The sequence below is a fragment of the Halomonas kalidii genome, from assembly GCF_030010475.1.
Classification (GTDB): Bacteria; Pseudomonadota; Gammaproteobacteria; order Pseudomonadales; family Halomonadaceae; genus Halomonas; species Halomonas heilongjiangensis.
Window position 1 is genome coordinate 151,476 of the sequence record NZ_JASCQN010000041.1, and the last position, 25,005, is coordinate 176,480.

A 25,005-nucleotide genomic window follows, 5' to 3' on the forward strand; every position below is an offset into this window, starting at 1 on the left:
CGGGTCCGCGGCTACCCTCTTTCCCGCCGACCGCTCGACTCGGCCAGGCGGATGAGGCCGTCGAGGTCGAGAATATGGAAGTCGCGCCCGCTGGCCTTGAGCAGTTCCTGCTGGTGGAAGCGCGCCAGGGTGCGGCTGACGGTTTCCACCGTCAGGCCCAGGTAGCTGCCGATGTCGCTGCGCGACAGCGCCAGGCGAAACTGGGTGGGCGAGTAGCCACGGCGCCGGAAGCGCGCCGACATGGCGACGAAGAAATACGCCAGTCGCCCGACGGCGGTCCTGTGCAGCAACGACCTGAGCATCAGCCGCTCGTTGTGCACCTCCTGGCTCAGGTTGCGACACAACTGCTGCCGCAGCTCCGGCGCCTGGGCACCGAGTTCGCCGATCCGCTCCCGCGACAGCACGCTCACCGTCAGGGTCTCCAGCGCCACGGCGGTCCCCGGGTAGACGTCCGGTCCAATGGCATCGAGCCCCACCAGGTCGCCCGGCATCGCATAGGCCATGACCAGGGGGTCGCCTCCATTCATCGTCGAGACCTGCTTGAGGCTCCCGGAGCGCACCAGGAACAGGCCGGTGAACGGTGCGCACTGCTCGAAGAGGGTTTCGTCCTTCCTCAGCAGTGTGAACGTCTCGGTATCGTGGAGTTCGGGGATCTCATCCAGGGGCAGCCCCAGGGGCAGGTGCAAGCAGCTCATGTCGGTGAATACATATCTCCAGAACGGTCATTGGCTCGGGCCGGCGGCACGCAGCAGCCTCGGCGCCGAGCCCTGACACCATGCCTGAAATCACGCATTCACGGTGCATCATTCGGCACCATTCTTGACAACTGTCACTCTTGGCCAGGCTTTCCGCCGGCACCGGGGACGGAGGATTCGGGCATTCGTCCAGGAAGTTGATACCTGTCATGGTCGTTACCGCAGTCCACTCACTACTCTGACAGTCGGCCAACGCCCAGCACCTCGCTTCATCGCCATGCGTGTCTTCCACGGAGGTATGACGCCCCATGAACACCTTGACCACCCTCACCCTCCTGCCCCGGGAACAGCTCGCACTGGCCAGTGCCCATGAGACGAAGGAGAGGCACCGCTATCGGGGCCTCGCACGCAGGCTCCGGGCCACCGCTCCCGAAGCGAGTCGCCTGATGGCCGAACTGGGCAGGGAGTGCGAACAGCGACTCGAGACCCTGAGGGACGCGGCCAGGGCCCTGGGACTTTCCGCCTGCCTTGTCATCGACGACACCGAGGCGTCGCCGTCGGGCAAGCGACAGCGCCTCGTCAGCGTCGATGTCGCCCTGGAGGGGCAGGCGCTCGAGCAAACCCTGGAGAGCGCCGACGCCTCGCGCCGGTTCTTCGAATGGCTGCTGGAAACCAATGCCACGCCGGAGCTGTATCGCCCCCTGCTCGCTTGCGTTGCCCAGAAACGCGCCGAGTGTCGCGTCCTCGGCGAGAGGCTGGCGCAGTCGACGCTCGAAGCCTAGGTCACCCCACGCTGCTGCGCCGTCCACTGGTCTCGGCCAGGCGCTCCAAGCGGGGCAAGTCGAGGATATGGAACTCCTGGCCGCGTGTGGCGAGCAGTTCCTGCTCGCGATAGCGCATCAGGGTCCGGCTGACGGTTTCCATCGTCAGCCCCAGGTAGTTGGCGATATCGCCGCGCGACATCGCCAACCGGAAGCGGTGGGGCGAATAGCCACGAAGCCGGAAGTGCTCGGACATGGCGACGAGGAAGTGCGCCAGTCGCACCTCGGAGGTCCTGCGCAGCAGCAGGTGCATCCACAGGCGCTCGCCCCCCATCTCCTGGCTCAGGTGACACAGGAACCGCCGGCGCAACTCGGGCACACGGGTGCCGAGCTCGGAGAACTCCGTGAACGGCAATTCACATACCGTGGCGGTCTCCAGTGACACGACACTGCCCGGGTAGCGACCTGCGCCGATGGCATCGAGGCCGATCAGCTCCCCCGGGAGAAAGAACGCCGTGACCAGGTATTCGTCGCTTGCGGTCGTGGTGACCTGCTTGAGACTGCCGGAGCGCACCAGGAAGAGGCTGGTGAAGGGCGAGCCTTGCGCGATCAGGAGGTCGCCCTTGTCGAGCGTCGCCCGGCGACGAATGATGTCGCCGAGTTCGGGGACCTCGTCGACCGGCAGTCGTCCGGTGAAACAGAAGGGACTCGCCCGGCATGACAGGCAGTCGACGTCGCGCCGGCCGGCGAAGTGCAACACCTTGTTGCGGCTCGTCATGGCCTCCCCCTCCCGAAACTCGTTCGGGGTCACTCCATTGTCCTGAGTATGAGACCCGGGGAGAGCGAGGGCCGTCATGCTTTCGTCGAAGTCCGTTGCCTCCCGTACGGACGTCCCGGTGGCCAGCCGGTGCGCTCGAGAAAGAGGCGCCTGGCTACTCGGGAATCCCGCCCCGGGTCAGGGCCGCGGGATCGAGCAGCCGCTCGAGCTCCTCGCGGGAGAGGTCGGTCTCCTCCTCGGCCACCTCGACGATCGGCCGCCCTGCCCCATAGGCCTTCTTGGCGATGGCCGCCGCGGCGTCGTAGCCGATCACCGAGTTGAGTGCCGTCACCAGGATGGGGTTGCGCGACAGCGGTTGCCGCAGGTTCTCCTCGCGCACCTTGAACGTGGCGATGGCGCGATCGGCCAGCAGCCACGAGGTGTTGGCCATCAGCCCGATGGCGGTAAGCAGGTTGTTGGCGACCAGCGGCAGCATGACGTTGAGCTGGAAATTGCCGCTCTGGCCGGCCACCGTCACCGCGGTATCGAGACCGATCACCTGGGCCGCGGCCTGGGCGGCGGACTCGGGAATCACCGGATTGACCTTGCCCGGCATGATCGAACTGCCCGGCTGCAGGGCCTCGAGTTCGATCTCGCCGAGCCCCGCCAGGGGGCCGGAGTTCATCCAGCGCAGGTCGTTGGCGATCTTCATCACCACGCAGGCCAGCCCCCTGAGCTGGCCCGACAACTCCACGGCGGCATCCTGGGAGGCCAGGCCGGCGAAGAAGCTGTCGTTCGGGGCGAGCGCCAGCCCGGTCTGCTCGCTCAGGTCCCGGGCCATGCGCACCGCGAACTCGGGGTGTGCATTGATGCCGGAGCCCACCGCGGTGCCGCCCTGGGCCAGCCGGCAGAGGCGTACCATGGCGCTGTCGAGGCGCTCGATGGCCTGCCCCACCTGGCTCGACCAGCCCCCCAGCTCCTGGCTCATGCGCAACGGCATGGCATCCATCAGATGCGTCCTGCCGGTCTTGACCACGTGATCGAGTTCGCAGGCACGGACATCGATGGTCTGGCGCAGGTGCACCAGCGCCGGCCGCAGGCGCGACTGCACCTCCAGCGCCGCCGAGAGGTGGATGGCGGTGGGAATGACGTCGTTGCTCGACTGTCCCATGTTGACGTGGTCGTTGGGCCCCACCGCCAGGCCGTCCCGACTGGCCAGGCGGGCGAGCACTTCGTTGACGTTCATGTTGCTCGAGGTGCCGGAGCCCGTCTGGAACACGTCCACCGGGAACTGGCCGTCGTGGTCGCCGGCGATCACCGCCTCGGCGGCGGCGACGATGGCCGCGGCCCGTTCAGCGTCGAGCAGCCCGAGCTCCCGGTTGACCCTCGCCGCGGCCAGCTTGATGCGCGCGATGGCATGGATGAAGGCCGCCGGCAGGGGCTGGCCGGAGACCGGAAAGTTGTTCACCGCGCGCTGGGTCTGGGCACCGTAGAGGGCCTCTGCGGGCACCTCGAGCTCGCCCATGCTGTCACGCTCGATGCGATGGTCGCTCATGGCCTTCTCCTTGGTCGCAGGACGCTGCAGGAAATCCCTCTCTCACCATGGTGCCGCCGAGCGCCGCTTGCAAGGCGACCCTCGCCAATTCCCCCCGGGCTCCGTTATGGTCGTGGTGATGAAACCCAGGATGGAACCGGGCATGACGGGCAGCCTCACTCGCTGGACGGGTGCCGTGCGACGCCTGCCGGCGCTCGTGATCTTCTGGCTGGCCGGCTGTGCCGCCACGGCGCCCGCATCGCTTGACCCTCCCCCCGGCGTCAGCGCCGAACTGAGAGACGGCCGGGTGATCGCCGGTGACGGCTATCAGTTGCCCATGCGCCGCTGGCTGCCGCCGGGTGATCCCGAGGCGGTCGTGCTGGCACTCCACGGCTTCAACGACCATGCCGGCAGCCTCGAACCCCTGGCCCTGTCGCTGCGCGCCCGGGGTATCGCCGTGCATGCCATCGATCAGCGTGGCTTCGGCACCACCAGCGGACGTGGCCTCTGGCACGGCGAGCGGCGCCTGGTCGACGACGCTCGCCTGGTGACCCGCCTGCTGCGCCAGCGCTACCCCGAGCCCCCCCTCTATCTGGTCGGCAAGAGCATGGGCGGGGCCGTGGCCATGCTCGCCCTCACCGGCGACTCGCCTGCCGGGGTGGACGGTGCCGTGCTGATCTCGCCGGCGGTGTGGGGACTCGAGACCATGCCCTGGTACCAGCGGCTCGGCCTGCGACTCGCCGTGCGCCTCTTCCCGAGCCTGAGTCTCAGCTCCCGCATCACGCGGCGCCTGGGCATCCGCCCCACCGACGATCCGGAGGTGATGCGCGCCATGCTCGACGACCCCCTGATCCAGCGGCGCGCCCGCATCGACACCCTCCATGGTCTGAGCCGACTGATGGACGCCGCCGCCCGAGCCGGCGAACGCCTGCCCCCGCCGACCCTGTTGCTGTATGGCGAGCAGGATCAGGTGATCCCATCGCCGCCGATCTGTCGACTCCTCGACCGCCTGCCTGCCGCACCGGCCCACCGGCTGGTGCTCTACCCCGATGGCTTCCACATGCTGACCCGCTACAGCGGCGACGCCGCCACCCATGAGGACATCGCCGCCTGGCTACTGGACCCGCGGGCGGCGCTGCCCTCCGGCCACGAGACCGACCACGCCACCGCCCGCGCGCGGCTCTGCGAGGGGTGATCACGCCGCCGCCGTGGCGGCGAGAAAAAGTTGATGTTGCACTGCACAAACCACTCTGCTATTGTGCAGTGCAACAGGAAGGGAAACGCGACACCACCGTGTGGCTTCCCGATACTTCATAGAGCCCCGGAGGGTTTCACGATGCAAAACTTCGATACCAAGCAATTCACCGAGCAGTTCGAATCCATGTTCGTCGGTCCGGCCCGCGCCTACGCGTCGCTCTCCGTCGACTACACCGAGAAGCTGGTCAATGCCCAGCTCGACGCCGGCAAGGCCTATGCCGACACCGGTCTGGCACAGCTGCGCAGCCTGATGAACGTCAAGGATGCCGAAGGCCTGCGTGCCTACATGGAAGGCCAGCAGAAGGTCGCCAAGGACCTGACCGAGCGCTTCAAGGGCGATGCCGAGAAGGTCGTCTCCCTGCAGCAGGACTTCGTGCAGAAGAGCCAGAAGCTGACCGAGGAAAACGTCAAGCAGGCTCAAGAGACTGCCACCAAGGCCGCCAAGTAAGCCGCTGACAGGACTGGCCGGCCCCGCGCCGGCCAGCGCCCCGAAGGGCCGCCGATCATCGATCGGCGGCCTTTTTGCGTTAAGCTCTCCTGGCTCAGCGGCCACCTCCTGCGGCCGAAGAATCCATCACCGGGAGAGAGATCATGCAACGCTGGATTCCTGTCTTGCTGACGGCCGTGGCACTGGCCGGCTGTGAAATCATGCCCCCCGCGCCCGCACCGACCGAGCGCATCGAGGTGATCGACAGGGGCACCGAGCGCGAGACGGGGCGTCCGGCGCCCGGGCGCGTGGCACGGCAGGTGGCGTTTCCCGAGGCGGAGTACGCCGCCCTGCAGAGGACCGGCAGCGGCGTGATCAGCGGTCGCCTGAGCCTCAACGGCACCCCCGGCGCCGGCGAAACCGTGTCAGTGGCCCCGGTGACCACCTATTCCGCCGAGGCAGCCGAACAGGCCCTGGCCGGCCGTGCCGTGGAACCCGCCGACCCCCGGGCACGAGAATACACCCACACTACGCGCACCGATGGCCAGGGTCACTTCAGCCTGAACGGGATACCGGCCGGCGAGTTCTACGTGTCGGGCAGCGTCGTCGACCCCGCCAGCGGCCAACGGCGAGTCATCATCCGTCAGGTGTCGTTGGGCAATGGCCAGCGCCTGGAAGTGAACCTCAGCCGCTGAGGCACCGCCTGGCGTGAGCCGTCCCGGTCTCCTATGTTGATGCCAGAGGCTCTCGGTGCCCGCGACATTGCTCGGGCCCCCCACCCACGGAGGGACGTTAGCTCATGCGCAACGACAGCAGAACCGGCTGGCCGATGCGACTGGCCATCTCGGCGCTACTGCTTGGCCTGGCCGGTGCCGATACCAGTGCCGCCACCCTGGAGGAGATTCGCGAACACGGCAGCATTCGCATCGCCGTGGCCAATGAGGTTCCCTACGGCTATATCGACGAGCACGGGGAGCCCCGCGGGGCAGGCCCCGAGGTCGCACTGCACCTGATGGACGAGCTGGGTATCGAATCGATCGAATGGATCGAGACCACCTTCGGCGACCTGATCCCCGGCCTGCGCGAGGGGCGCTTCGACATGGCCGCCGCGGAGATGGCCATCCTGCCGGAGCGCTGCGAGCAGATCCTCTACTCCGAGCCGAACACCACCTATGGCGAAGGCCTGCTGGTCAGGGCCACCAACCCCGGGGCGCTCACCTCCTACACCGACTTCGCGCAACGCAACGACGTCAAGGTCGCCGTCATGGCCGGTGCCGACCAGCGCGAGATCCTCCTGGCACTGGACGTGCCCGATGACCGGATCGTCACCATCGAGCGCAACGAGGATGCCATCGGGGCGATCACCGCCGGCGAGGTCGACGCCTACGCGGCCACCGGGCTGACGGTCACTGCCCTCGAGCAGATCGACAACGACGTGGAAGTGGTCCTCGACTTCGTCGACCCGGTGGTCGAAGGCGAGGCGGTGCGCAGTTGGGGGGGCTTCGCCTTCGGGCCCGATGCCGAGGAACTCCGCGACGCGGTCAACGAGGCGCTGACGGCCTTCAAGCGCACCAATGCCTGGGAGCAGATCCTCACCGACCATGGCTTCACCCAGGACGACGTGCTGAACTCGTTCCGTTTCCGCACCGAGCAGCTCTGCAGCGGCTAGCCACCTACCAGCCCAGCGCCTGCTTGACGAAGGGAATGGTCAACTTGCGCTGGGCCGACAGAGAGGCGCGGTCCAGGGCCTCCAGCGCCTCGAACAGTTCGCCCAGCCGCCGGGGCCCGCGATGCAGGATGTAGCGGGCGACCTCGTCGGGCAACTGCATGCCGCGGACCCGGGCGCGCAGCGTCAGCGCCGCCAGCCGCTGCTCATCATCCAGCCCCTGGACCTGGAAGGTCATGCCCCAGGTCAGCCGCGAGGCCAGGTCGGGGAGACGCACCGGCAACTGCCGGGGGGCGGCCTCGGCGGCGATCACCAGCCGCTTGCCGGCATCCCGCAGCCGGTTGAAGGCATGAAACAGCGCCTCCTCCCAGCGCTTGCGACCGATGACCCGCTCCAGGTCGTCGATGGCCACCAGGTCCAGGCGTTCGACCTCCTCGAGCATCAGTGGCGGGAAATGCCCCAGCTCCTCCAGCGGCAGATAGAGGGCCCGACGATCCCGGTCGGATGCCGCGTGACAGGCCGCCTGCAGCAGGTGACTGCGCCCCACGCCGGGCTTGCCCCAGAGGTAGAGGAAAGGTTCGCCGTCGTTGTCGAGCTGATGGACGAGGTGGTCGACCAGGGAGGCGTTGGCGCCGGAAAGGAAGTTGGCGAAGGTGGCATCGTCACGCAGCCCCACGCCCAGCGGCAGTTGCGCGGGTGCTCGGCTCATGTCGACTCCTCGTCGTCGGTGCGGGGTTGTCTGGTATCGTACAAGGTACTGTTCTTGTAGCGATCGTTGAGTTCCCGCAAGAGTACCATGATCACCGCCGCCGCCGGCAGCGCCAGCAGTACCCCGGTGAAGCCGAACAGGTTGCCCCCGGCCAGCACGGCGAAGATCACCGCCACCGGGTGCAGCCCGATCTTGTCGCCGAGCAGCTTGGGCTGCAGCACCACGCTCTCGACGGCCTGGCCGAACCCGAAGACGGCGGCGACCCCGAGTAGGCTCAGCCAGTCGCCGAACTGGAAGAAGGCCACGATGCCGGCCACGGAGATGCCGACGATCACACCGAGATAGGGCACGATACTGGCCAGGCCGGCCAGCATGCCGATCAGCATCCCGAAACGCACGCCCAGCAGGGTCAGGCCGATGGCATAGATCACCCCCAGGCAGAGCATCACGATCAGCTGGCCGCGCAGGAAGGCCGACAGCACCTCGTCGCACTGGCCGGCAAGACGCACCGCGGCAGGCTCCCAACTGCGCGGCAGGGCGCCGCGCAGCTTCCCGACGATGACGTCCCAGTCGAGCAGCAGATAGAAGGTGACCACCGGAATCAGGGCCAGGTTGCCGATCCAGGCCACCAGCGCCAGTCCCGACCGCGAAACCTGTGTCAGCAGGGTGGCCGCGAAGGTGCCGGTCTCCTTCCAGTTGTCGACGACCGCCTCTCGCATCTGGTCGATATCGGTACTCAGATCCATGCCGGTCAGCGACTGGACACGCGGCACCACGGTGCCCTGCATCCAATTGAGTATCGCCGGCACCGACTCGATCAACTGACCGAGCTGGCGGCCCAGCACCGGGACCACCAGCAACAGGGTCAGCACGACGATCAGGGTCAGCAACAGGAAGACCACGGAGACGGCCAGGCGTCGCGAGAGTCCGACCTCCTCCAGGCGATCGGCCAGGGGGTCGCCCAGATAGGCCAGGACCATGCTGACGAAGAACGGCATCAGTACCGGCTCGATGCTGATCAAGAACCAGAGCCCCACCGCGGCCACGCCGGCCACCACCCACCATTCTCTGCGCATCGCTGTCTCCCTGTGACGAATGCCTGACCCTGGCCCTGTGCTGGCCAGCCGACGGCTGCCAGCCCTGCATCATGATGCTACAATTCACGCCCCGATCTTGCCCACTGCGCGTCGGCCGATGACTGCCCCCGACGCGCGACGCCGACGACGCACCGACAGCCATTCTTACACAGGACAGGTCATGACCGATTCCACTTCCCGCCCCTCACTCAGCTACAAGGATGCCGGTGTCGACATCGACGCCGGCAATGCCCTGGTCGATCGCATCAAGGGCGTGGCCAAGCGCACCACCCGCCCCGAGGTGATGGGCGGGCTGGGCGGCTTCGGTGCCCTGTGCCAGCTCCCTGCCGGCTACCGCGAGCCGGTACTGGTCTCAGGCACCGACGGGGTCGGCACCAAGTTGCGCCTGGCCATGGATCTGGGCCGCCACGACACCATCGGCATCGACCTGGTGGCGATGTGCGTCAACGATCTGGTGGTGGCGGGCGCGGAACCGCTGTTCTTCCTCGACTACTATGCCACGGGCAAGCTCGATGTGGACATCGCCGCCGACGTGGTCACCGGTATCGGCGAGGGCTGTGCCCGGGCCGGGTGTGCGCTGGTGGGCGGCGAGACCGCCGAGATGCCCGGCATGTACGAGGGCAGCGACTACGACCTGGCCGGCTTCTGTGTCGGCGTGGTGGAGAAATCCGAGATCCTCGACGGCAGCAAGGTCGCCGAGGGCGACGTCCTCCTCGGCGTCGCCTCCTCGGGTCCGCACTCCAACGGCTACTCGCTGATCCGCAAGATTCTCGAGGTCAGCGGTGCCGACCTGGACACCGCCATCGACGGCCAACCACTCGGCGACGCCCTGCTGGCCCCTACTCGCATCTACGTCAAGCCGCTGCTGTCGCTGATCAAGGAGAGCGGCGTGGCCGTGCACGCCCTCTCCCACATCACCGGCGGCGGGCTGCTCGAGAACATCCCCCGGGTGCTGCCGGACGGCCTCGCCGCGCGCATCGACGTCTCGAGCTGGCCCCGTCCGGCGGTGTTCGACTGGCTGCAGCGGCAGGGCAACGTCGACGAGCACGAGATGCATCGCGTGCTCAACTGCGGCATCGGCATGGTGATCGTGGTTCCCGCCGACAAGGCCGACCAGGCCCGCGCTCACCTGCAGGCCCAGGGCGAGACCGTCTACCGCATCGGCGAGATCACCGCTCGCCGGGGCGACGAGGAGCCGGTGCGGCTGGAGAACGTCGAGGCATGAGCGACACCGGCTACCAGAGCGATACCCTGAGGGAGTTCACCCCGGAACCCGCCGACACCCGCCGGGTGGTGGTGCTGATCTCCGGCAACGGCAGCAACCTCCAGGCGCTGATCGACGAGCAGGCTCACGACAGGCTGGGCGGCGAGATCGTCGCGGTGATCTCCAACGAGCCCGACGCCTACGGCCTCCAGCGCGCCCGGGACGCCGGCATCGACGCCGTGGTGCTGCCGCACCGCGAGTACGAGAGCCGGGATGCCTACGACGGCGCCCTGATCAAGGTGGTCGAGCGCCACGAGCCCGACCTGATCGTGCTGGCGGGCTTCATGCGCATCCTCACCCCGCGCTTCGTGCAGCGCTTCCTGGGGCGCATGCTCAACATCCACCCCTCGCTGCTGCCCGCCTACCAGGGCCTGAACACCCATGCCCGGGCGCTGGCCGACGGCGTGACCGAGCACGGCTGCAGCGTGCACTTCGTCACCGAGGAGCTCGACGGCGGCCCGGTGGCGCTGCAGGCCGCCGTGGCCCTCGCCGACGACGAGACGGAAGCGAGCCTCAAAGAGAAGGTTCACGCCCGCGAACACCTGATCTACCCCATCGCCGTGAAGTGGTTCCTGGAGGGGCGTTTGCAGCTCGGCGCCGAGGGCGTCACCTTCGATGGCCTGCCGCTGCCGCCCCAGGGAATGCGCATGTCCCACGCCGACGCCGCCGAGGAGCTCGACGAGGATCTCAACGGCACCTGATAGGTACCGTGGGAATGATCTTGTTCAGAAAGCTGACGATTTATGTCGCGAGCGATGACAGGCTGGTCGCCGCCGGAGCACAGAACCGAGCGCAGCGACAAACATCCGCAGGATGGCCCCGGAGGGGCGAGAAACCGGAGGTTTCGAGTCAACCGGAGTGTAGCCTGCTACATGAGGATTCCGAGCACCGCCGGCGATCAGGATGTCGAGCGCAGCAATAAATCGGCGCTTTCTCAGGTGCGCGGTAGGGTCACCCCCCGCTGCCCCATATACTTGCCGCCACGGTCCTTGTAGGAGACGTCGCAGACCTCGTCGGACTCGAGGAACAGCATCTGCGCCACACCCTCGTTGGCGTAGATCTTGGCCGGCAGGTTGGTGGTGTTGGAGAATTCCAGGGTCACGTGCCCTTCCCACTCCGGCTCGAGCGGCGTGACGTTGACGATGATCCCGCAGCGGGCATAGGTCGACTTGCCCAGGCAGATGGTCAGCACGCTGCGCGGGATGCGGAAGTACTCCACAGTGCGCGCCAGGGCGAAGGAGTTGGGCGGGATGACGCAGACGTCGCCCTTGATGTCGACGAAGCTCTTGTCGTCGAAGGCCTTGGGGTCCACCACCGCCGAGTGGATGTTGGTGAACACCTTGAATTCGTCGGCACAGCGCACGTCGTAGCCGTAGCTGGAGGTCCCGTAGGAGATCACCCGACGATCGTTCACATAGCGCACCTGGTCGGCCTCGAAGGGCTCGATCATGCCTTCCCGCTCGGCCATGCGGCGGATCCACTTGTCGGATTTGATGCTCATCGGGACATCCTGCTGGGTTGGGAACGAAAGAACCGGGGCCGCCATGATAGCGGCCCGGGGAGCGAGCGTCACTGCCTGCTCAACAGGGCAGTTGCAGCTGGATGCATAGAGGGGCGCCGGGGGCAGGTCGAAGAGGAGGTCTTTTGCCAGGGAAGGCAAAAGTAGCGCCCAGGGAGGGGTTCACAGCGCCTCCTCGCAGGCCTGCCCCCGGATCAGCCCCGACTCTGGGACGCTGGGGAATGAACGGCGATAGCCTTTGGCCTGCTCAATCGTCGCTGAAGGAGATGGCCGGCCCCTCGGACGATTCATCCTGTAACCGTTCCGCGATCTGTCGCGCCATGTCGCGGAAGGTGGCCGTCACCTCGCCGTCGGGCTCGGCCACCACCGTGGGTCGCCCGCCGTCCACCTGCTCGCGGATCGCCAGGGTCAGCGGCAGTTGCCCCAGCACCCGTGTCTCGTACTCGGCGGCGATGCGCTCGCCGCCGCCCTCGCCGAAGATCGGCTCGCCGTGACCGCAGTTCGAGCAGACATGCAGGCTCATGTTCTCCACCACCCCAAGCACCGGCACGTTCACCTTGCGGAACATCTCGATGCCCTTGCGGGCGTCGAGCAGGGCGATGTCCTGAGGCGTGGTGACGATCACCGCGCCGTCCACGGGCACCTTCTGGGCCAGGGTCAGCTGAACGTCCCCGGTCCCCGGGGGCATGTCGATGAACAGATAGTCCAGGTCGTCCCAGGCGGTCTGGGTAAGCAGCTGCTGGAAGGCACCGGCCACCATCGGACCGCGCCATACCATGGGCTCGCGGATGTCGACCATGAAGGCCATGGACATGGCCTGGATGCCGTGGGCCTGAAGCGGCCTGAAGCGATTCTCGCCGGCGGCCTGGGGGCGCACGCCCTCGCCCACCCCCAGCATCTGGGCCTGGCTCGGCCCGTAGATATCGGCATCGAGGATACCGACCCGATAACCCTCGGCGGCCATGGCCAGCGCCAGGTTGACGGTGACGGTGGATTTGCCCACGCCGCCCTTGCCGGACGCCACGGCGACGATACGCTTGACCCCTTCGATCACGACTCACTCCTCAATGCTGTTGGGCTGGGCCGCCGATGGCGGCCACCCGACCAGTATACCCGCCTGGCTCCCGGGCCATGCAATGGGTAGAAACCACGAACGGCGAGCCAGGCTCGCCGTTCGCACTCCTCGGCCCAACGCTCGCGTCACTCCTGCTCGGCCTCCAGGGCCTGGCCGGCCTCCAGGTTGGCCTCCAGCTCGGCCAGCTCGGTGCGCCAGGCGGCGAGCTGTGATTCCAGGCGCTCCAGCTGCGACTCGCGGCGCTCGATCTCGGCCTCGATGGTCTCGACCTCTTCGCGGCCGATTTCGATGGCCACCAACAGGTCGTCACGCTCGCTGCGGCGCTGCTGCAGGGCTTCCTCGGCCTCGCCCTGCTCCTGCCGGATGGTCTCGAGCTGCCCTTCGAGGGTCTCGCGCTGCTGCTCGAGCTCGCCGATCTCGTCGGCCAGGGCATCGCGCTGCGACTCCCGCTCACCGATCTCGTCAGCCAGCGAGGCGAGACGCCCCTCGGCCTCCTCGATCTCGCCCTGACGCGCCTCGAGGTCGGCGGCGGCCTGCTCGTGGGCCTGCTCGGCTTCCCGGCGGGCCTCCTCGGCCGCCTGCCGGTCGGCCTCCGCCTCCTGGCGCGCCTCTTCGGCTGCCTGGCGTGCGGCTTCCGCCTCCTGGCGTGCCTGGTCGGCCTCCTGGCGTGCCTGGTCGGTCTCGTCGTACTCCTGCTGCAGTGCCGCCAGCGCCTCCTGGCCCTCGTTCAGACGCTCCTCCACCCCCGTGGCGTCTGCCGTCACCGCCTCTTGCGAGGCCTGCACCTCCTCGAGCTCGGCCCTGGCGGCGGCGACCTCGACCTGCGTCCGCTCGAGCTCGTTCTCGGCGCCCTCCTGCTCCTCACGAAGCTCCGCCAGCCGCGCCTCGAGGCTCTCGATGTCCGCCTCGGTCTCCTCGCGTTCGGTGAGCCGGCCTCTCAGTGTCTCGTTCTCGCCCTGCACGGCGGAGAGCCGGGATTCGAGGGCTTCGCGTTCCTCCTTGTGGGAGTTGGCGCTGGACTGGGCGAACAGTGCCCAGAAGACGGCCACCACCGCCACGGCGGCCAGCCCCCTGGCACGATTGTCCTTGAAGAATGAAGTCTGCGCGGTTTCCGACATGCGACGTCTCCTCTCGGATTCAGGCTACAAATCGATGCCGACCGGCTGGGCCGCGCGGCATGGGTGCGACACGATCAGCATACATAGCGAGTGCAGGCGGGGAAAGCGAGAGGCGCCGTGCCTCAGAAGCGCTCGCCGGGCTGCAGGTAGCGCCACTCTCCCGTCGGCACGCGACCCAGGGAGACCCCGCCGATGCGCAACCGCTTGACCGACGACACGGTCAACCCCACCCCGGTGCACATCGCCTCGAGCTGGCCCGGGACCATGCCCTTCAGGGCGATACGCAACCGGGTCTCGCTCTGCCAGCTCACCTTGCCGGGGGCCAGCCGCCGCCCCGGGACCGCCGAGCCACGCCGCAACGCCTCCATCTGCTTCTCGTCCAGGGTGCCACGCACCTCGACCAGCCACTCCTGTTCCAGCCGGGCGACCTGCTCGTCGAGCCGCCTGGCCACCCCGCGGTCCTGGGTGAAGACCAGCAGCCCCCCCTGCCCCGGCATCAGCGGCAACATCGCGGCCAGGCCACGGAAGTGCGCCTTGAGCGGGCGCCGACCGCTGGGGTCCTGCTCCCAGTGCGAGATCGCGGTGATCCGCGCCCTGGCCAGGGCGGCGCCATCGGTCGCATCATGGTCGGACGGGCAGTTGAGCAGCAGCGTGGCCGGGGGGATCTCCTCGGCCCGGGCCCCCGGGGCCAGCTCGATGCGCTGGTCGCCGACCTTGAACTGCGGCTCCTCGACGATTCGGCCATCGACCAGCACCCAGGCACCGGCGATGTACTGCTCCGCCTCGCGACGCGAGCAGGGCAGCAGCCGCGCCAGGCGCTTGGAGAGGCGCTCCTCGGCGCCGGGGGCGTCACCGGCGGCGGATGGGGTATCGGACATGGTCATGGCGGGTCTCGGGTGGGCTGCAGGGAGGTGGATTGTACCCCCTTTCGGGTACCGTCAGGGGGCCTCGGGCGGCGCCTCGATGCGCCAGTTGGAGAGCCAGGGCAGCCCCTTGACCTCGACGCCCAGCCGCCGCAGCCACTGGGCGACGACGAGATTGGACTGGTGGGTCAGCCAGTAGGCGCGCGGATAGGGCACGAACTCGAGGTCGAACTCGGCACTGTAGGTCGGTGTGACGCCCCCCTTCTGGAAGTGGGCATCGAGCCGGCGCCGGAGTGCCGCTACCCGCGCCGCCTCCGCCCTGAGGGGATAGACGCCCACCAGGCCCTCCGGCGCCAGCCGATGGAGGTCGTGGGGCGAATCGATCTCCTCGTGCACGCCACGCCCCAGCCCGCCGGTCGTCGGCCACAGCATCGCCGAGACCCCGGCGAGCAGGTGCCGCCTGCCCTCGACATACCAGCCCCACTCTCCGTAGCTGTATCGCACCAGCCCACCCTGCCGCCGGGGAAGCACCAGGCTGGCATGCCGGCCATGGTCGAGCAGGTAGACGTCGACCGGGTCGACGGGGGCCGAGGGCGGCACGATACGCCCCGCGCAACCGCCCAGCAGCAGTGCGGTGAGCAGCCACGGCAAATGGAAACCGACGGCACCCGATCGCATCTCAGTAGGCCAGCCAGATGCGGTGCTTCGCCCCCTTGCCGGGGCGATGGGCACGTACCGTGACCTCCTCGACCAGCAGGCCGACTCGCCGCAGGCGCTCGGTGAAGGCCGGGTCCTGGCCCGCCGACCAGATCGCCAGCACGCCGCCCGGGCGCAGCGCTTCCTGGGCGGCGGCCAGCCCCCTGGGCGAATAGAGCCAGTCGTTCTCCTCGCGCGTCAGGCCCTCGGGGCCGTTGTCGACGTCGAGCATGATGGCATCGAAACCGCCGGGTTCGCGACGCAGCAGCTCGCCCACATCACCGAGGCTGACGCGGGCCCGGGGGTCGTCGAGGGGATGCCCGGCGGCGGCGCCGAGCGGACCACGATTCCACTCGACCACCCCGGGCACCAGCTCGGCGACCACCACCTCGGCATCCTCGCCGAGGGTCGCCAGCGCCGCGGCCAGGGTGAAGCCCATGCCCAGCCCGCCGATCAGCACCCGCACCGCGGGGCGTTCGGCGATGCGCTCACAGGCCAGCTCGGCCAGGGCATCCTCGGAACCATGCAGGCGGGTGTTCATCAGCTCGCCGCTCTTGCCGGCGATGCGGATGGAGAATTCGTCATTGCGCTGCAGCAAGCGCAGCTCGCCGCCCTGGCCGGGGATGCTCGCCGTGCCGATCACTTCGAATTTGGCCATGATGCCTCGTTGACGGAAGGAAGATGATGTCCGGCTGACCGGTCGAGCCACGCACCGGCGACGTGCCGGACGACGGCCGGTGGCGCTCATTATGCTGTCCCGGCCGGCGACATGCCATGCACGGGTCGGCGCGGGCATGATTGACGGTGATCGTCGCTACCGGCGTATGATGCCCTGACAGCCGCATGGACGACATGGCACATGACGGACTCCCCGCCCCCTCTCCGCTCGCATCACCTCGCCTTCACCCTGCTGCCACGGGTGGCCCACTTCCTGTGGCGGGTGCTCAAGGCCTTCCTGCGCAACCGCGGCATCCTGCTCGCCGGCGGCGTGGGCTACAACATCCTGCTCTCCATCGTGCCGCTGTTCGCCCTGCTGGTGGTGCTGCTGGCCCGGGTGGTGGACGAGCAGCACCTGCTCGGCGTGCTGTCGGTTCAGGCACGCCACCTGGCGCCGGCCCATGCCGAGGTGCTGATCGAGGCCGTGCGCGCCCTGCTCGACTCCCGCGACGTCATCGGCTTTCTCGGTTTTCCGGTGCTGTTGCTGTTCAGTTCCTTCGCCTTTCGCATGCTGGAAGACGCCCTGGCGATCATCTTCCATGCCCCCGACACCCACCATGCCGGCCGCAGCGTCTGGGTCTCGGTGCTGATGCCCTATGCCTTCATGCTGGTACTCGGCGCGGGGCTGCTGGCCCTGACCCTGCTGGTGACCCTGGCCAGTTCCCTCAATTCCCTGTGGCTCGCGCTGTTCGACCGCGAGCTCCCGCTGGCGGGGCTCTCGGAGCCGATGCTCAACCTGACCAGCTTCCTCGGGGTCTTCCTGCTGTTCAGCGCCATCTACAAGGTGCTGCCGGTGGTGACGATCGCGCTGAAGCGGGCGGTGGTGGGCGGCTTCGTCGCCGCGCTGCTGTGGGAGGGAGTGCGCCTGCTGCTGGTGTTCTACTTCGCCAACCTGTCACTCGTCAACGCGGTCTACGGCTCGCTGGCCACCCTGATCGTGGTGTTGCTGAGCCTGGAGGTGGGCGCCATCATCCTGCTGCTGGGGGCCCAGGTGATCGCCGAGCTGGAGCGCAACGCCCGGCTCGGCCTGGCGTGGCATATCGACTCCAGGCACCAGGCGGTGACCCACGTGGACTGAGCCAGGCACGGCGAGTCAGCGCCGCGGCCCCCGGCCGCGATCGGCACCCAGGCGGCGCATCAATCCCATCAGGCTCCGGCCGCTCACCATGCCGAGCAGATAGATCACCACTAGCACCAGCGCCAGGGGCAGGGTGAGGCTCCAGGTCAGGAAGCGCACCTCCACCACGGCGATGTTCTGCACGAAGAGGATGAGCACCAGCACCGTGATCGCCACCTTCACCGCCAGCAGCAGCTTGTCCATGCCGTCTCTCCCTGTCGAATCGGCCCCTTCCAAGCTGGTCACGGGGCCAGCCGCTGTCAAGTCGCGGTCTCAGAAGGTCGAGAGGCCGGTGGCCTCCATCACCCGATAGCGCAGCCGCTGCCAGGTCGTCGCCTCGTCGTGGGCCGCGAAGGGCTCGCTGGTGACCCGCAGCGGCGTCGACTGCCAGCGGCGTTCAAAGAAGTCGCCGGCCTCGCGCAGCGCCGGCGTATCGGCCGGCCCGACCAGGCGCACGCTGGCTTCCAGATTGAGGTCGTCGAGGTTGCGTCGGGTGAAGTTGGCCGAGCCGAGGATCATCTCGGCCTCCCCCGCCCCCGCCGGTCGTCGCAGCAGCAGCTTGCTGTGGCATTGCTCGCCGCGGGTGGCACACCAGCGCACCGCGATGCCGGCTTCGTGGAGCTCCCGGGCCACCGGCCGGTTGGGAATCCCGCCCTTCTCGAGTCCGAAGGCATCGCGATTGGGGTCGAGCAGCACCCGGATATCGGCACCTCGAGAATGGGCCGCCAGCAGGGCCTCGATCACCCCGCGGTGGGCGAGGTAGAAGACCGCGATATCGAGCCGATCGCCGGATTCGGCCCGCGTCAGGGCGGCCAGCAGGGCATCGCGAATCGTCCCCTCGGTGAGGACCTGCAGGCGCGCCTCGCCGGCCACGGGAATGGCCTCGGGAGGCCGGGGGGCGGGCAGCGTCACGCCCGACCAGCGGGCCACCGGGCGCTCGGCGTCGAGCAGATCGAGCGCGGCCGCGCCTTCGAAGCGCAGTGCCACGTTGCCGTGCAGGCTGCTGGCGTCGTGGGGGTTCGCCGAGGTGACCAACCCCGCCCAGCCGTCGCCATGGTCGACCACCAGGCTCTTGCGGTGGTTGGCGTTGAAGTTGAGCAGCGCCAGGTAGCTGCGCAGCGGTACCCGGCCCGGCCCCAGCGCATTGGGCAGCCAGCCGCCCTCGGTGCCGTTGCCCAGCCAGCGCGGCCCCAGGTGCCAGCCCCCCGACCAGAGCGGGTTGGAGGCACGCAACCGGGTCAGCTCGGTCATCACCACCGTCACGCCGGCCTCGCGCAGGGCGCGAAGGTGGTCGAGATCGAGGCCACCATAGAGGGTATTGAGCGGGTCGGTGATCAGCACCGCGGTAAGCCCGGGGTGACGCTGGCGCTGCTCGATCAGCGCCTCGGTCAGCTCCGCCGAGAGCGGGCGAAAGCCGTCGCTCTCCGCCGCGCCGGCGAAATCGTTGAACAGGAACATGTCGAGCACCACCAGCCGCCTGGCCTGGCCGATCAGCGCGAGCACCTCGTCGAAGATCTCACCGTGGACCCGACGCTCACCTTCGGCGTCGACCCAGGTCTCGTCGGCGAGAAAGCGCACCCCCGCGGCGGGGCGCTCCGGCCAGGCGTGTCCGATCCCCTCCGGCAGCGGCTTGAAACGCTGCCAGGCCCCCATGGCGACCCAGGCCACCAGCAGCGCCACGACCAGCCATGGCCACATGCCCCTCCTCCCTCGACTCGCGGCACGGCGGCCACCGAACGCTCGCATCCTGGACTCCCTTCCCGACATCCCGGGCGACGACACCCCCGCGGCGCCGACAGCTGCAGCATACCCTGCCGGATCAGATGACGCAGCACGCCCGGCCAGGGCCGGGCGCTGCAGCTGGACCGCTTGCGACGATCACGGTTGCCGGCGCAGCCTCAGCCTGCGCACGACGCAGCGGGTCAAGGCGACCAGGGCCGCGATGCCCAGCAGCGACATGGCGATCACCGCCAGCAGTGCCGGACTCCCGGTGTGGCTATGCACCGTCGGGGCCTCGTGCCCGGGATGTGCCACGGCCAGGCCGGCGCCGAGCATCAGGGCGGCAACGGCAACCAGTGCCGCGCGGAACGCAGTGGAAAGATGACGTGTCATGGGGGCAATCTCCTGGGTAATCCTTGAATCGGTGGTTGACGGGATCAGGCGCTGGTGGTGTCGCGCCGGGGGCGACGCTCGGGCGGCCGGCGTTCCGGCAGCATGCCGCGGTCGAGGATGAAGCGGATGATCTCCTCGAGGCCGACGCCGTCGTAGAGGTTGGTGAAGACGAAGGGCCGTTCGCCGCGCATCTTCCTCGAGTCGCGCTCCATCACCTCGAGCGAAGCGTGGACCTGCTCGGCGATATCGATCTTGTTGATGATCAGCAGGTCGGACTTGGTGATGCCGGGGCCGCCCTTGCGCGGGATCTTGTCGCCGGCGGAGACGTCGATCACGTAGAGGGTGAGATCCGAGAGCTCGGGGCTGAAGGTGGCCGAGAGGTTGTCGCCGCCGGACTCCACCAGCACCAGCTCGAGATCCGGGTGACGCGCCTGTAAGTCATCGATGGCGGCGAGGTTCATGGAGGCATCCTCGCGGATGGCGGTGTGCGGGCAGCCGCCGGTCTCGACACCGAGGATGCGATCCGCCGGCAAGGCCTCGTGCTTGAGCAGGAAATCGGCGTCCTCGCGGGTATAGATATCGTTGGTGACCACGGCGATGTCGTAGTGGTCGCGCAGCGCCAGGCAGAGCTGCTTGAGCAGCGCCGTCTTGCCGGAGCCCACCGGGCCACCTACGCCGATACGAAGGCAATGGGTCATGTCGTTCTCCTGGTTTTTCAGAACTAGCTGCGAAACAGCCGCGAATACTGGGTCTCGTGCAGGGCACTGGCCAGCGCCAGGCCGGGCAGCGCCGGGCCGAGTTCGTCATCACCGAGCGCAAGGGCCTGGTCCACCGCGGCGACCAGCGCCGGACGCAGCCGCTCCACCAGCCGCTGGGCGGCGGTGTGGCCGAGCGGCAGCGCCTTGCAGGCCACGGCGAGCTGGTTCTCGAGCCAGGCCCAGGCGAAACCCAGCAGCGCCTGGCGAACCGGCACGCGGCGCACACAGGCGGCCCAGGCGAAGACCGTCACATAGCCCGAGTCCGCCGGTAACCCAGGCGAGGCGGGTAACAGGTCCAGGCTGCCCAGCAGCCGCGCCAGGGAGGCGCCGAGTCGCGCATCCTCGGCGGCGAGCTCGGCCGTCTCGCGGTTGGCGGCGAGCCACTGGTTCCACTCGATGATTCGTTCGGCGTCTCCCGCGACCCAGGCTTGCTGCAGGCGCACCAGGGCCGGCAATTCACAGCGCGTCTGGCCGTCGTCGAGCACGCCGGCGAGCCAGTCGCCGAGGCTCGCCTCGTCGGTGACCCAGCCCAGCTCGAAGGCGCTCTCCAGCCCCTGGGAGAAGGCGAAGGCGCCGATGGGCAGCGCCGGGCTGACCAGTTGCAGCAGGCCCAGCAACGCCAGATCATCCTGCGCCTGTCCCACTCCGCCTGGCCAGTCAGTGTGCATGGTCATGGTCGTGATCATGGGCGTGGCCATGAGGGTGCGAATGACCATGCGAGTGCCCCCCCTGGGTATAGGCACCCGGCTCCGGATCGAAGGGCGCCTCGTGATGTTCGAGACTCGCCCCCAGCAACTCGGCCAGCTCTTCCAGCACATGGTCCGGCGGGAAGCGCACGAAGCCGCCCCGCTCGTCCTCGCCCAGCGCTAGCTGCACGTGGCGATTACCCAGGTGGTAGGCGAGCCGCGCCAGCGGCAGGCCGGCGGTGACACGTGCGGTGACCACAGGCTCCACGGCGGCGCGGACACGCACCACCTCGCCTCCCTCGCCGCGCAGGGCCTCACCGTCGCGCAGCACCGGCCCTCGGTCGAGGAACAGGCCCAGCTCACGGCCACTGTCGCTCGTCGCCTTGAGGCGGCCCAACACGCGCCGCTCATAGGGCAGCGTCAGGGTGTCGGTTTCCTGGCCCGCCTCGATGGGGCCCAGGCGTTCGATCAGTTTCAGCATTGGTATCGCCTCGTTGAAATCACCCGCGGCTCTTGGTAGTCGTAGCCCGTCTCTCAGAAAAGGTGGTAGCGCTGCGCCAAGGGAAGCTCGGTGGCCGGCTCACAGGCCAAGAGTTCGCCGTCGGCACGCACCTCATAGGTCTGCGGGTCGACGGTCAGGTGCGGGCAGGCGTCGTTGAGCTTCATGTCGACCTTGCGCACGCCGCGCACGTTCTTGCACGCCGAGAGCTCGCTCGCCAGGCCCAGCCGCGCCTTGATGCCGGCGTCCAGCGCCGCCTGGCTGACGAAGGTCAGCCGGGTCTGGCTCGCGGCGCGGCCGAAGGCGCCGAACATGTGGCGGTAGTGCACCGGCTGCGGCGTGGGAATCGAGGCGTTGGGGTCGCCCATGGGGGCGGCGGCGATCATCCCCGCCTTGAGGATCAGCGCCGGCTTGACGCCGAAGAAGGCCGGGCTCCACAGCACCAGGTCGGCCAGCTTGCCCACCTCCACCGAGCCCACCTCGTGGGCGATGCCGTGGGTGATCGCCGGGTTGATGGTGTACTTGGCGATATAGCGCCTGGCCCGGAAGTTGTCGGCGCCGAGTGCCTCGTCCTCCTCGAGCAGGCCGCGCTGCACCTTCATCTTGTGGGCGGTCTGCCAGGTGCGGCACACCACCTCGCCGACCCGCCCCATGGCCTGGGAGTCGGAGGCGATCATCGAGATCACCCCCAGGTCGTGGAGAATGTCCTCGGCGGCGATGGTCTCGCGGCGGATGCGCGAGTCGGCGAAGGCCACGTCCTCGGGGATGTTGGGATCGAGGTGGTGGCACACCATCAGCATGTCGAGGTGTTCGTCGACGGTGTTGACGGTATAAGGGCGCGTCGGATTGGTCGACGACGGCAGCACGTAGGCTTTCGAGCAGGCGGTGAGGATGTCCGGCGCGTGTCCTCCCCCGGCCCCCTCGGTGTGGTAGGTGTGGATGCCCCGTTCCTTGAACGCCGCCAGGGTGTCCTCGACGAAGCCCGACTCGTTCAGGGTGTCGGTGTGGATGGCGATCTGGACGTCGTACTTCTCGGCCACACTCAGGCAGTTGTCGATGGCGGCCGGCGTGGTGCCCCAATCCTCGTGCAGCTTGAGCCCCATGGCGCCGGCCACGAGCTGGGCCTCGAGCGCCTCGGGCAGGCTGGCGTTGCCCTTGCCGAGAAACCCGATGTTCATCGGCAGGTCATCGACCGCCTGGAGCATTCTGCCGAGGTGCCAGGCCCCCGGCGTGCAGGTGGTGGCATTCGACCCGGTGGCAGGTCCCGTGCCGCCGCCGAGCATGGTGGTGATGCCGCTCATCAGCGCCTCTTCCACCTGCTGGGGGCAGATGAAGTGGATGTGGGCATCGATGCCGCCGGCGGTGAGGATCTTGCCCTCCCCGGCGATCACCTCGGTGCCCGGGCCGATGACGATCTCCACGTCGGGCTGGGTGTCGGGGTTGCCGGCCTTGCCGATGGCTTTGACGCGCCCGGCCTGAAGCCCCACGTCGGCCTTGACGATCCCCCACCAGTCGAGGATCAGCGCATTGGTGATCACGGTATCCATCACCGCTTCGTCACAGCGCTGGCTCTGGCCCATGCCGTCGCGGATCACCTTGCCGCCACCGAACTTGACCTCGTCGCCGTAGTGGGTGGCGTCGCGCTCCACCTCGATCCACAGCTCGGTGTCACCCAGGCGCACCCGGTCGCCCACGGTGGGACCGTACATGTCGGCATAGGCCCGACGACTGATCTTCATGATTGCTCTCCATTGCCGTCGGGGTCGGAAGTCGATGGGGTTCGCGCGGCAGCGGGCGCGGTAGAAAGCGCTCCCATCACCTCGCCACGAAAACCGTAGAGATGACGGCGGCCGGCGAAGGGAATCAACGTCACCTCGCGGGTCTGGCCCGGCTCGAAGCGGATCGCCGTGCCGGCGGCCACGTCGAGGCGATGGCCGCGCGCCTTGTCACGATCGAAGATCAAGGCCGGGTTGGCCTCGGCGAAATGGTAGTGGGAACCGATCTGGACCGGACGGTCGCCGGTGTTAGCGACCTCGACGGTGATCCGCTCGCGTCCCGCACAGAGTTCGATCTCGCCGTCCTGCAACTGGTACTGTCCTGGAATCATTGGGCCGGGAATCATTGCCATCTCCTTAGACGATGGGGTCGTGGACCGTGACCAGCTTGGTCCCATCCGGGAAGGTGGCCTCCACCTGCACCTCGTCGACCATCTCGGCCACGCCCTCCATGACGTCGTCGCGGGTCAGGATCTCGCGACCGTGGCTCATCAGCTCGGCGACGCTACGCCCGTCCCGGGCCCCCTCCATGATCTCGAAGCTGATCAGCGCCACCGCCTCGGGATAGTTGAGCTTGAGGCCGCGCGCCTTCCTGCGTTCGGCAAGCTGGGCGGCCGAGAACAGCAGCAGCTTGTCCTTGTCTCTGGGGGTCAGTTCCATATCGGATGGCCTCGTATCATTCGTCTAAGGTACGGTCCTGGTAGGAGCCACGCTTTGCGGGGCGATGCGGCGCGAAGCGGCGCTGGCGGCCGTCTGCCACGTCAGCGGTTACCGCCGGGGCGCCTGCGGCGCCAATCGCTCGGCAGAGCCAAGCTCCTACGAAAACCTGCCAAGCAGCAGGGTCATGTCCGCCAGATCCGCGGCACACAGGCCTCGCGACCGATCAGCCGCGGCCTCAACACCTTCCAGGCCGCCTCGCACAGCGCCCAGGCCTCGTTGCGTTCATGCCCCAGGTAGCGCAGCAACAGCACGCCCTGGCGAGCGGTGACCGCCCAGCGCGGGCTCGCCTCGATCGCCTCGCGCAAGCTGGCGATGGCGGCCGTTTCGTCGGGCAGACCCACGGCCCACAGCGTGGCCTGGACGGTGGCGCCCCCCTGCCCCCAGCGCCCGCCAAAGCGGGGGTGCCCCGGATCCAGCGGCTGTCGCTCCAGCCACAGCGGCTTGCCATCCCGCGTCAGGCGAAAGCGCTGGTCGATGCGGCCGGAGACATAGGGCAGCCGGCTCGCCGGGCGGCCCAGTGCCAGCACCTCCCAGCCCAGGCAGCGCGCCGTTCCCGTCAACTCGATATGGGTGCCCTGCTCACCCCGCGAACCGTCGAAGGCGATGGTCTCCTGGGGCAGCCATTCGAGAATGCCGCCATCGGCCACCTCGAGGTGTGCCTGCTGCGACCAGGCCACCCCGTGGCTGTCGGCCTTGTAGAGCTTGTTGGCGGCCGGCGTGGTGAGCAGCGCCCGGGCGCCGGTGCCCACTCGGGCAGAGATCGTCAGGGCATCGCCGCTGACCAGCCCGCCCGGCGGGTGCAGCAGGTAGACATGGCAGGCGCCCATTCCCCCTTCCGGATAGAAGGGCCGCTGCACCCGCAACGGGCCCCGATGGCGGGCCCGGGTCATGCGGGTCACGCCGCCGCGATTGTCGAAACCGAGCTCCAGCGACGCCGCCCAGCGCCGGCCGGCATCGAAGCGATGTCCGGAGTCCTCGGCTCCCGGGCTCCGCGACAGGGCATAGGGCATGGCTGGCGGGAAAGCCGTCATCGGCAACTGCCTTCTGGTCTGGTACGTGGGACGCGTCGAGTGGCAACTGCCCTGTTCATGGCAATGCTCGTACCAGAACGGTGAGAATCATGAATATTCCATGATATTCATCATCTTATATCGTATACAAAGAACCATGCATGACCGTTCCG

29 protein-coding genes are annotated in these 25,005 nt (G+C 68.3%); 8 read left to right on the plus strand and 21 right to left on the minus strand.

The window, feature by feature from the left end; all coding sequences use genetic code 11:
* Nucleotides 1-11: 11 nt before the first annotated feature.
* Entirely contained in the window at nt 12-695 is a 684-nt protein-coding gene (locus QLQ85_RS13205; protein WP_282739414.1) for a helix-turn-helix domain-containing protein, read from the minus strand.
* Between the two features lie 308 nt (nt 696-1,003).
* On the opposite strand from QLQ85_RS13205, the gene QLQ85_RS13210 reads away from it, so the two are divergent.
* A complete protein-coding gene (locus QLQ85_RS13210) occupies nt 1,004-1,477 on the plus strand; it encodes a hypothetical protein (protein ID WP_282739415.1) in 474 nt (157 codons plus the stop codon).
* A 1-nt stretch (nt 1,478) separates the two neighbouring features.
* Here the strand turns inward: QLQ85_RS13210 and QLQ85_RS13215 are convergent, their stop codons facing one another.
* Nucleotides 1,479-2,234, minus strand: coding sequence for a helix-turn-helix domain-containing protein (locus QLQ85_RS13215; protein WP_282739416.1), 756 nt, complete (start codon nt 2,232-2,234; stop codon nt 1,479-1,481).
* A gap of 154 nt (nt 2,235-2,388) precedes the next feature.
* Nucleotides 2,389-3,768: a class II fumarate hydratase gene (locus tag QLQ85_RS13220; RefSeq protein WP_282739417.1), complete on the minus strand. Its 1,380-nt coding sequence runs from the start codon at nt 3,766-3,768 to the stop codon at nt 2,389-2,391.
* 142 nt (nt 3,769-3,910) lie between these two features.
* Here QLQ85_RS13220 and QLQ85_RS13225 point away from each other — a divergent pair, with 142 nt between their 5' ends.
* The 4 genes from QLQ85_RS13225 (at nt 3,911) to ehuB (ending at nt 7,100) form a co-directional block, all read left to right on the plus strand.
* Complete coding sequence (locus QLQ85_RS13225; RefSeq protein WP_282739418.1) at nt 3,911-4,942, plus strand: alpha/beta hydrolase; 1,032 nt, start codon at nt 3,911-3,913, stop codon at nt 4,940-4,942.
* A gap of 141 nt (nt 4,943-5,083) precedes the next feature.
* Nucleotides 5,084-5,452 carry a phasin family protein gene (locus QLQ85_RS13230; RefSeq protein ID WP_282721748.1) on the plus strand — a complete coding sequence of 123 codons (369 nt, stop codon included), beginning with the start codon at nt 5,084-5,086 and terminating at the stop codon, nt 5,450-5,452.
* Nucleotides 5,453-5,595: 143 nt separating this feature from the next.
* Complete coding sequence (locus QLQ85_RS13235) at nt 5,596-6,126, plus strand: carboxypeptidase-like regulatory domain-containing protein (protein ID WP_282739419.1); 531 nt, start codon at nt 5,596-5,598, stop codon at nt 6,124-6,126.
* Nucleotides 6,127-6,230: 104 nt separating this feature from the next.
* The gene (ehuB, locus tag QLQ85_RS13240; RefSeq protein ID WP_282739420.1) at nt 6,231-7,100 is read left to right on the plus strand and encodes an ectoine/hydroxyectoine ABC transporter substrate-binding protein EhuB; all 870 of its coding nucleotides are present in this window, start codon (nt 6,231-6,233) and stop codon (nt 7,098-7,100) included.
* Nucleotides 7,101-7,104: 4 nt separating this feature from the next.
* Here the strand turns inward: ehuB and hda are convergent, their stop codons facing one another.
* Together hda and QLQ85_RS13250 are read right to left on the minus strand one after the other, a co-directional pair.
* On the minus strand, nt 7,105-7,806 hold the full coding sequence (hda, locus tag QLQ85_RS13245) for a DnaA regulatory inactivator Hda (protein ID WP_282739421.1): 702 nt from the start codon (nt 7,804-7,806) through the stop codon (nt 7,105-7,107).
* Nucleotides 7,803-8,882, minus strand: a complete 1,080-nt coding sequence (locus QLQ85_RS13250) for an AI-2E family transporter (protein ID WP_282739422.1) — start codon at nt 8,880-8,882, stop codon at nt 7,803-7,805. The genes hda and QLQ85_RS13250 overlap by 4 nt, the downstream gene beginning before the upstream one ends.
* A 181-nt stretch (nt 8,883-9,063) precedes the next feature.
* Here QLQ85_RS13250 and purM point away from each other — a divergent pair, with 181 nt between their 5' ends.
* Nucleotides 9,064-10,128: a phosphoribosylformylglycinamidine cyclo-ligase gene (gene purM, locus QLQ85_RS13255; RefSeq protein WP_282739423.1), complete on the plus strand. Its 1,065-nt coding sequence runs from the start codon at nt 9,064-9,066 to the stop codon at nt 10,126-10,128.
* A complete protein-coding gene (gene purN / locus QLQ85_RS13260; protein ID WP_282739424.1) occupies nt 10,125-10,868 on the plus strand; it encodes a phosphoribosylglycinamide formyltransferase in 744 nt (247 codons plus the stop codon). Before purM ends, purN begins: the two co-directional genes overlap by 4 nt.
* 233 nt (nt 10,869-11,101) lie before the next feature.
* Here purN and dcd read toward each other — a convergent pair whose 3' ends face one another.
* The 6 genes from dcd to QLQ85_RS13290 form a co-directional block, all read right to left on the minus strand.
* Complete coding sequence (dcd, locus tag QLQ85_RS13265; protein WP_102628904.1) at nt 11,102-11,668, minus strand: dCTP deaminase; 567 nt, start codon at nt 11,666-11,668, stop codon at nt 11,102-11,104.
* A 265-nt stretch (nt 11,669-11,933) separates the two neighbouring features.
* Nucleotides 11,934-12,737 (minus strand): iron-sulfur cluster carrier protein ApbC, encoded by an 804-nt coding sequence (apbC, locus tag QLQ85_RS13270; protein WP_282739505.1) that lies wholly within the window; start codon nt 12,735-12,737, stop codon nt 11,934-11,936.
* 149 nt (nt 12,738-12,886) lie between these two features.
* Entirely contained in the window at nt 12,887-13,879 is a 993-nt protein-coding gene (locus QLQ85_RS13275) for a coiled-coil domain-containing protein (RefSeq protein WP_282739425.1), read from the minus strand.
* A gap of 122 nt (nt 13,880-14,001) precedes the next feature.
* Nucleotides 14,002-14,763 (minus strand): RNA pseudouridine synthase, encoded by a 762-nt coding sequence (locus QLQ85_RS13280; protein WP_282739426.1) that lies wholly within the window; start codon nt 14,761-14,763, stop codon nt 14,002-14,004.
* A 54-nt stretch (nt 14,764-14,817) separates the two neighbouring features.
* Nucleotides 14,818-15,420, minus strand: coding sequence for a hypothetical protein (locus QLQ85_RS13285; RefSeq protein WP_282739427.1), 603 nt, complete (start codon nt 15,418-15,420; stop codon nt 14,818-14,820).
* 1 nt (nt 15,421) lies between these two features.
* Nucleotides 15,422-16,096, minus strand: coding sequence for a spermidine synthase (locus tag QLQ85_RS13290; protein ID WP_282739428.1), 675 nt, complete (start codon nt 16,094-16,096; stop codon nt 15,422-15,424).
* Between the two features lie 201 nt (nt 16,097-16,297).
* On the opposite strand from QLQ85_RS13290, the gene QLQ85_RS13295 reads away from it, so the two are divergent.
* The gene (locus QLQ85_RS13295) at nt 16,298-17,233 is read left to right on the plus strand and encodes a YihY/virulence factor BrkB family protein (protein WP_282739429.1); all 936 of its coding nucleotides are present in this window, start codon (nt 16,298-16,300) and stop codon (nt 17,231-17,233) included.
* Nucleotides 17,234-17,248: 15 nt separating this feature from the next.
* On the opposite strand, the gene QLQ85_RS13300 is transcribed toward QLQ85_RS13295, so the two are convergent.
* The 10 genes from QLQ85_RS13300 to QLQ85_RS13345 all read right to left on the minus strand — a co-directional run bounded on the left by QLQ85_RS13300 (nt 17,249) and on the right by QLQ85_RS13345 (nt 24,853).
* Nucleotides 17,249-17,476, minus strand: a complete 228-nt coding sequence (locus QLQ85_RS13300) for a LapA family protein (RefSeq protein ID WP_282721733.1) — start codon at nt 17,474-17,476, stop codon at nt 17,249-17,251.
* Between the two features lie 69 nt (nt 17,477-17,545).
* The gene (locus tag QLQ85_RS13305; protein ID WP_282739430.1) at nt 17,546-18,970 is read right to left on the minus strand and encodes a phospholipase D-like domain-containing protein; all 1,425 of its coding nucleotides are present in this window, start codon (nt 18,968-18,970) and stop codon (nt 17,546-17,548) included.
* A gap of 180 nt (nt 18,971-19,150) precedes the next feature.
* Nucleotides 19,151-19,384 carry a hypothetical protein gene (locus QLQ85_RS13310; protein WP_282739431.1) on the minus strand — a complete coding sequence of 78 codons (234 nt, stop codon included), beginning with the start codon at nt 19,382-19,384 and terminating at the stop codon, nt 19,151-19,153.
* A gap of 44 nt (nt 19,385-19,428) precedes the next feature.
* A complete protein-coding gene (gene ureG, locus QLQ85_RS13315) occupies nt 19,429-20,082 on the minus strand; it encodes an urease accessory protein UreG (RefSeq protein WP_282739432.1) in 654 nt (217 codons plus the stop codon).
* A gap of 23 nt (nt 20,083-20,105) precedes the next feature.
* The gene (locus tag QLQ85_RS13320) at nt 20,106-20,810 is read right to left on the minus strand and encodes an urease accessory protein UreF (protein WP_407650392.1); all 705 of its coding nucleotides are present in this window, start codon (nt 20,808-20,810) and stop codon (nt 20,106-20,108) included.
* Complete coding sequence (gene ureE / locus QLQ85_RS13325; protein WP_282739434.1) at nt 20,800-21,309, minus strand: urease accessory protein UreE; 510 nt, start codon at nt 21,307-21,309, stop codon at nt 20,800-20,802. The genes QLQ85_RS13320 and ureE overlap by 11 nt, the downstream gene beginning before the upstream one ends.
* A 53-nt stretch (nt 21,310-21,362) precedes the next feature.
* Nucleotides 21,363-23,066, minus strand: coding sequence for an urease subunit alpha (gene ureC, locus QLQ85_RS13330; protein ID WP_282739435.1), 1,704 nt, complete (start codon nt 23,064-23,066; stop codon nt 21,363-21,365).
* A complete protein-coding gene (locus QLQ85_RS13335) occupies nt 23,063-23,434 on the minus strand; it encodes an urease subunit beta (RefSeq protein ID WP_282739506.1) in 372 nt (123 codons plus the stop codon). Before QLQ85_RS13335 ends, ureC begins: the two co-directional genes overlap by 4 nt.
* 25 nt (nt 23,435-23,459) lie before the next feature.
* Nucleotides 23,460-23,762, minus strand: coding sequence for an urease subunit gamma (locus tag QLQ85_RS13340; RefSeq protein ID WP_102628918.1), 303 nt, complete (start codon nt 23,760-23,762; stop codon nt 23,460-23,462).
* A gap of 182 nt (nt 23,763-23,944) precedes the next feature.
* Nucleotides 23,945-24,853, minus strand: coding sequence for an urease accessory protein UreD (locus tag QLQ85_RS13345; RefSeq protein ID WP_282739436.1), 909 nt, complete (start codon nt 24,851-24,853; stop codon nt 23,945-23,947).
* Nucleotides 24,854-25,005: the final 152 nt, after the last annotated feature.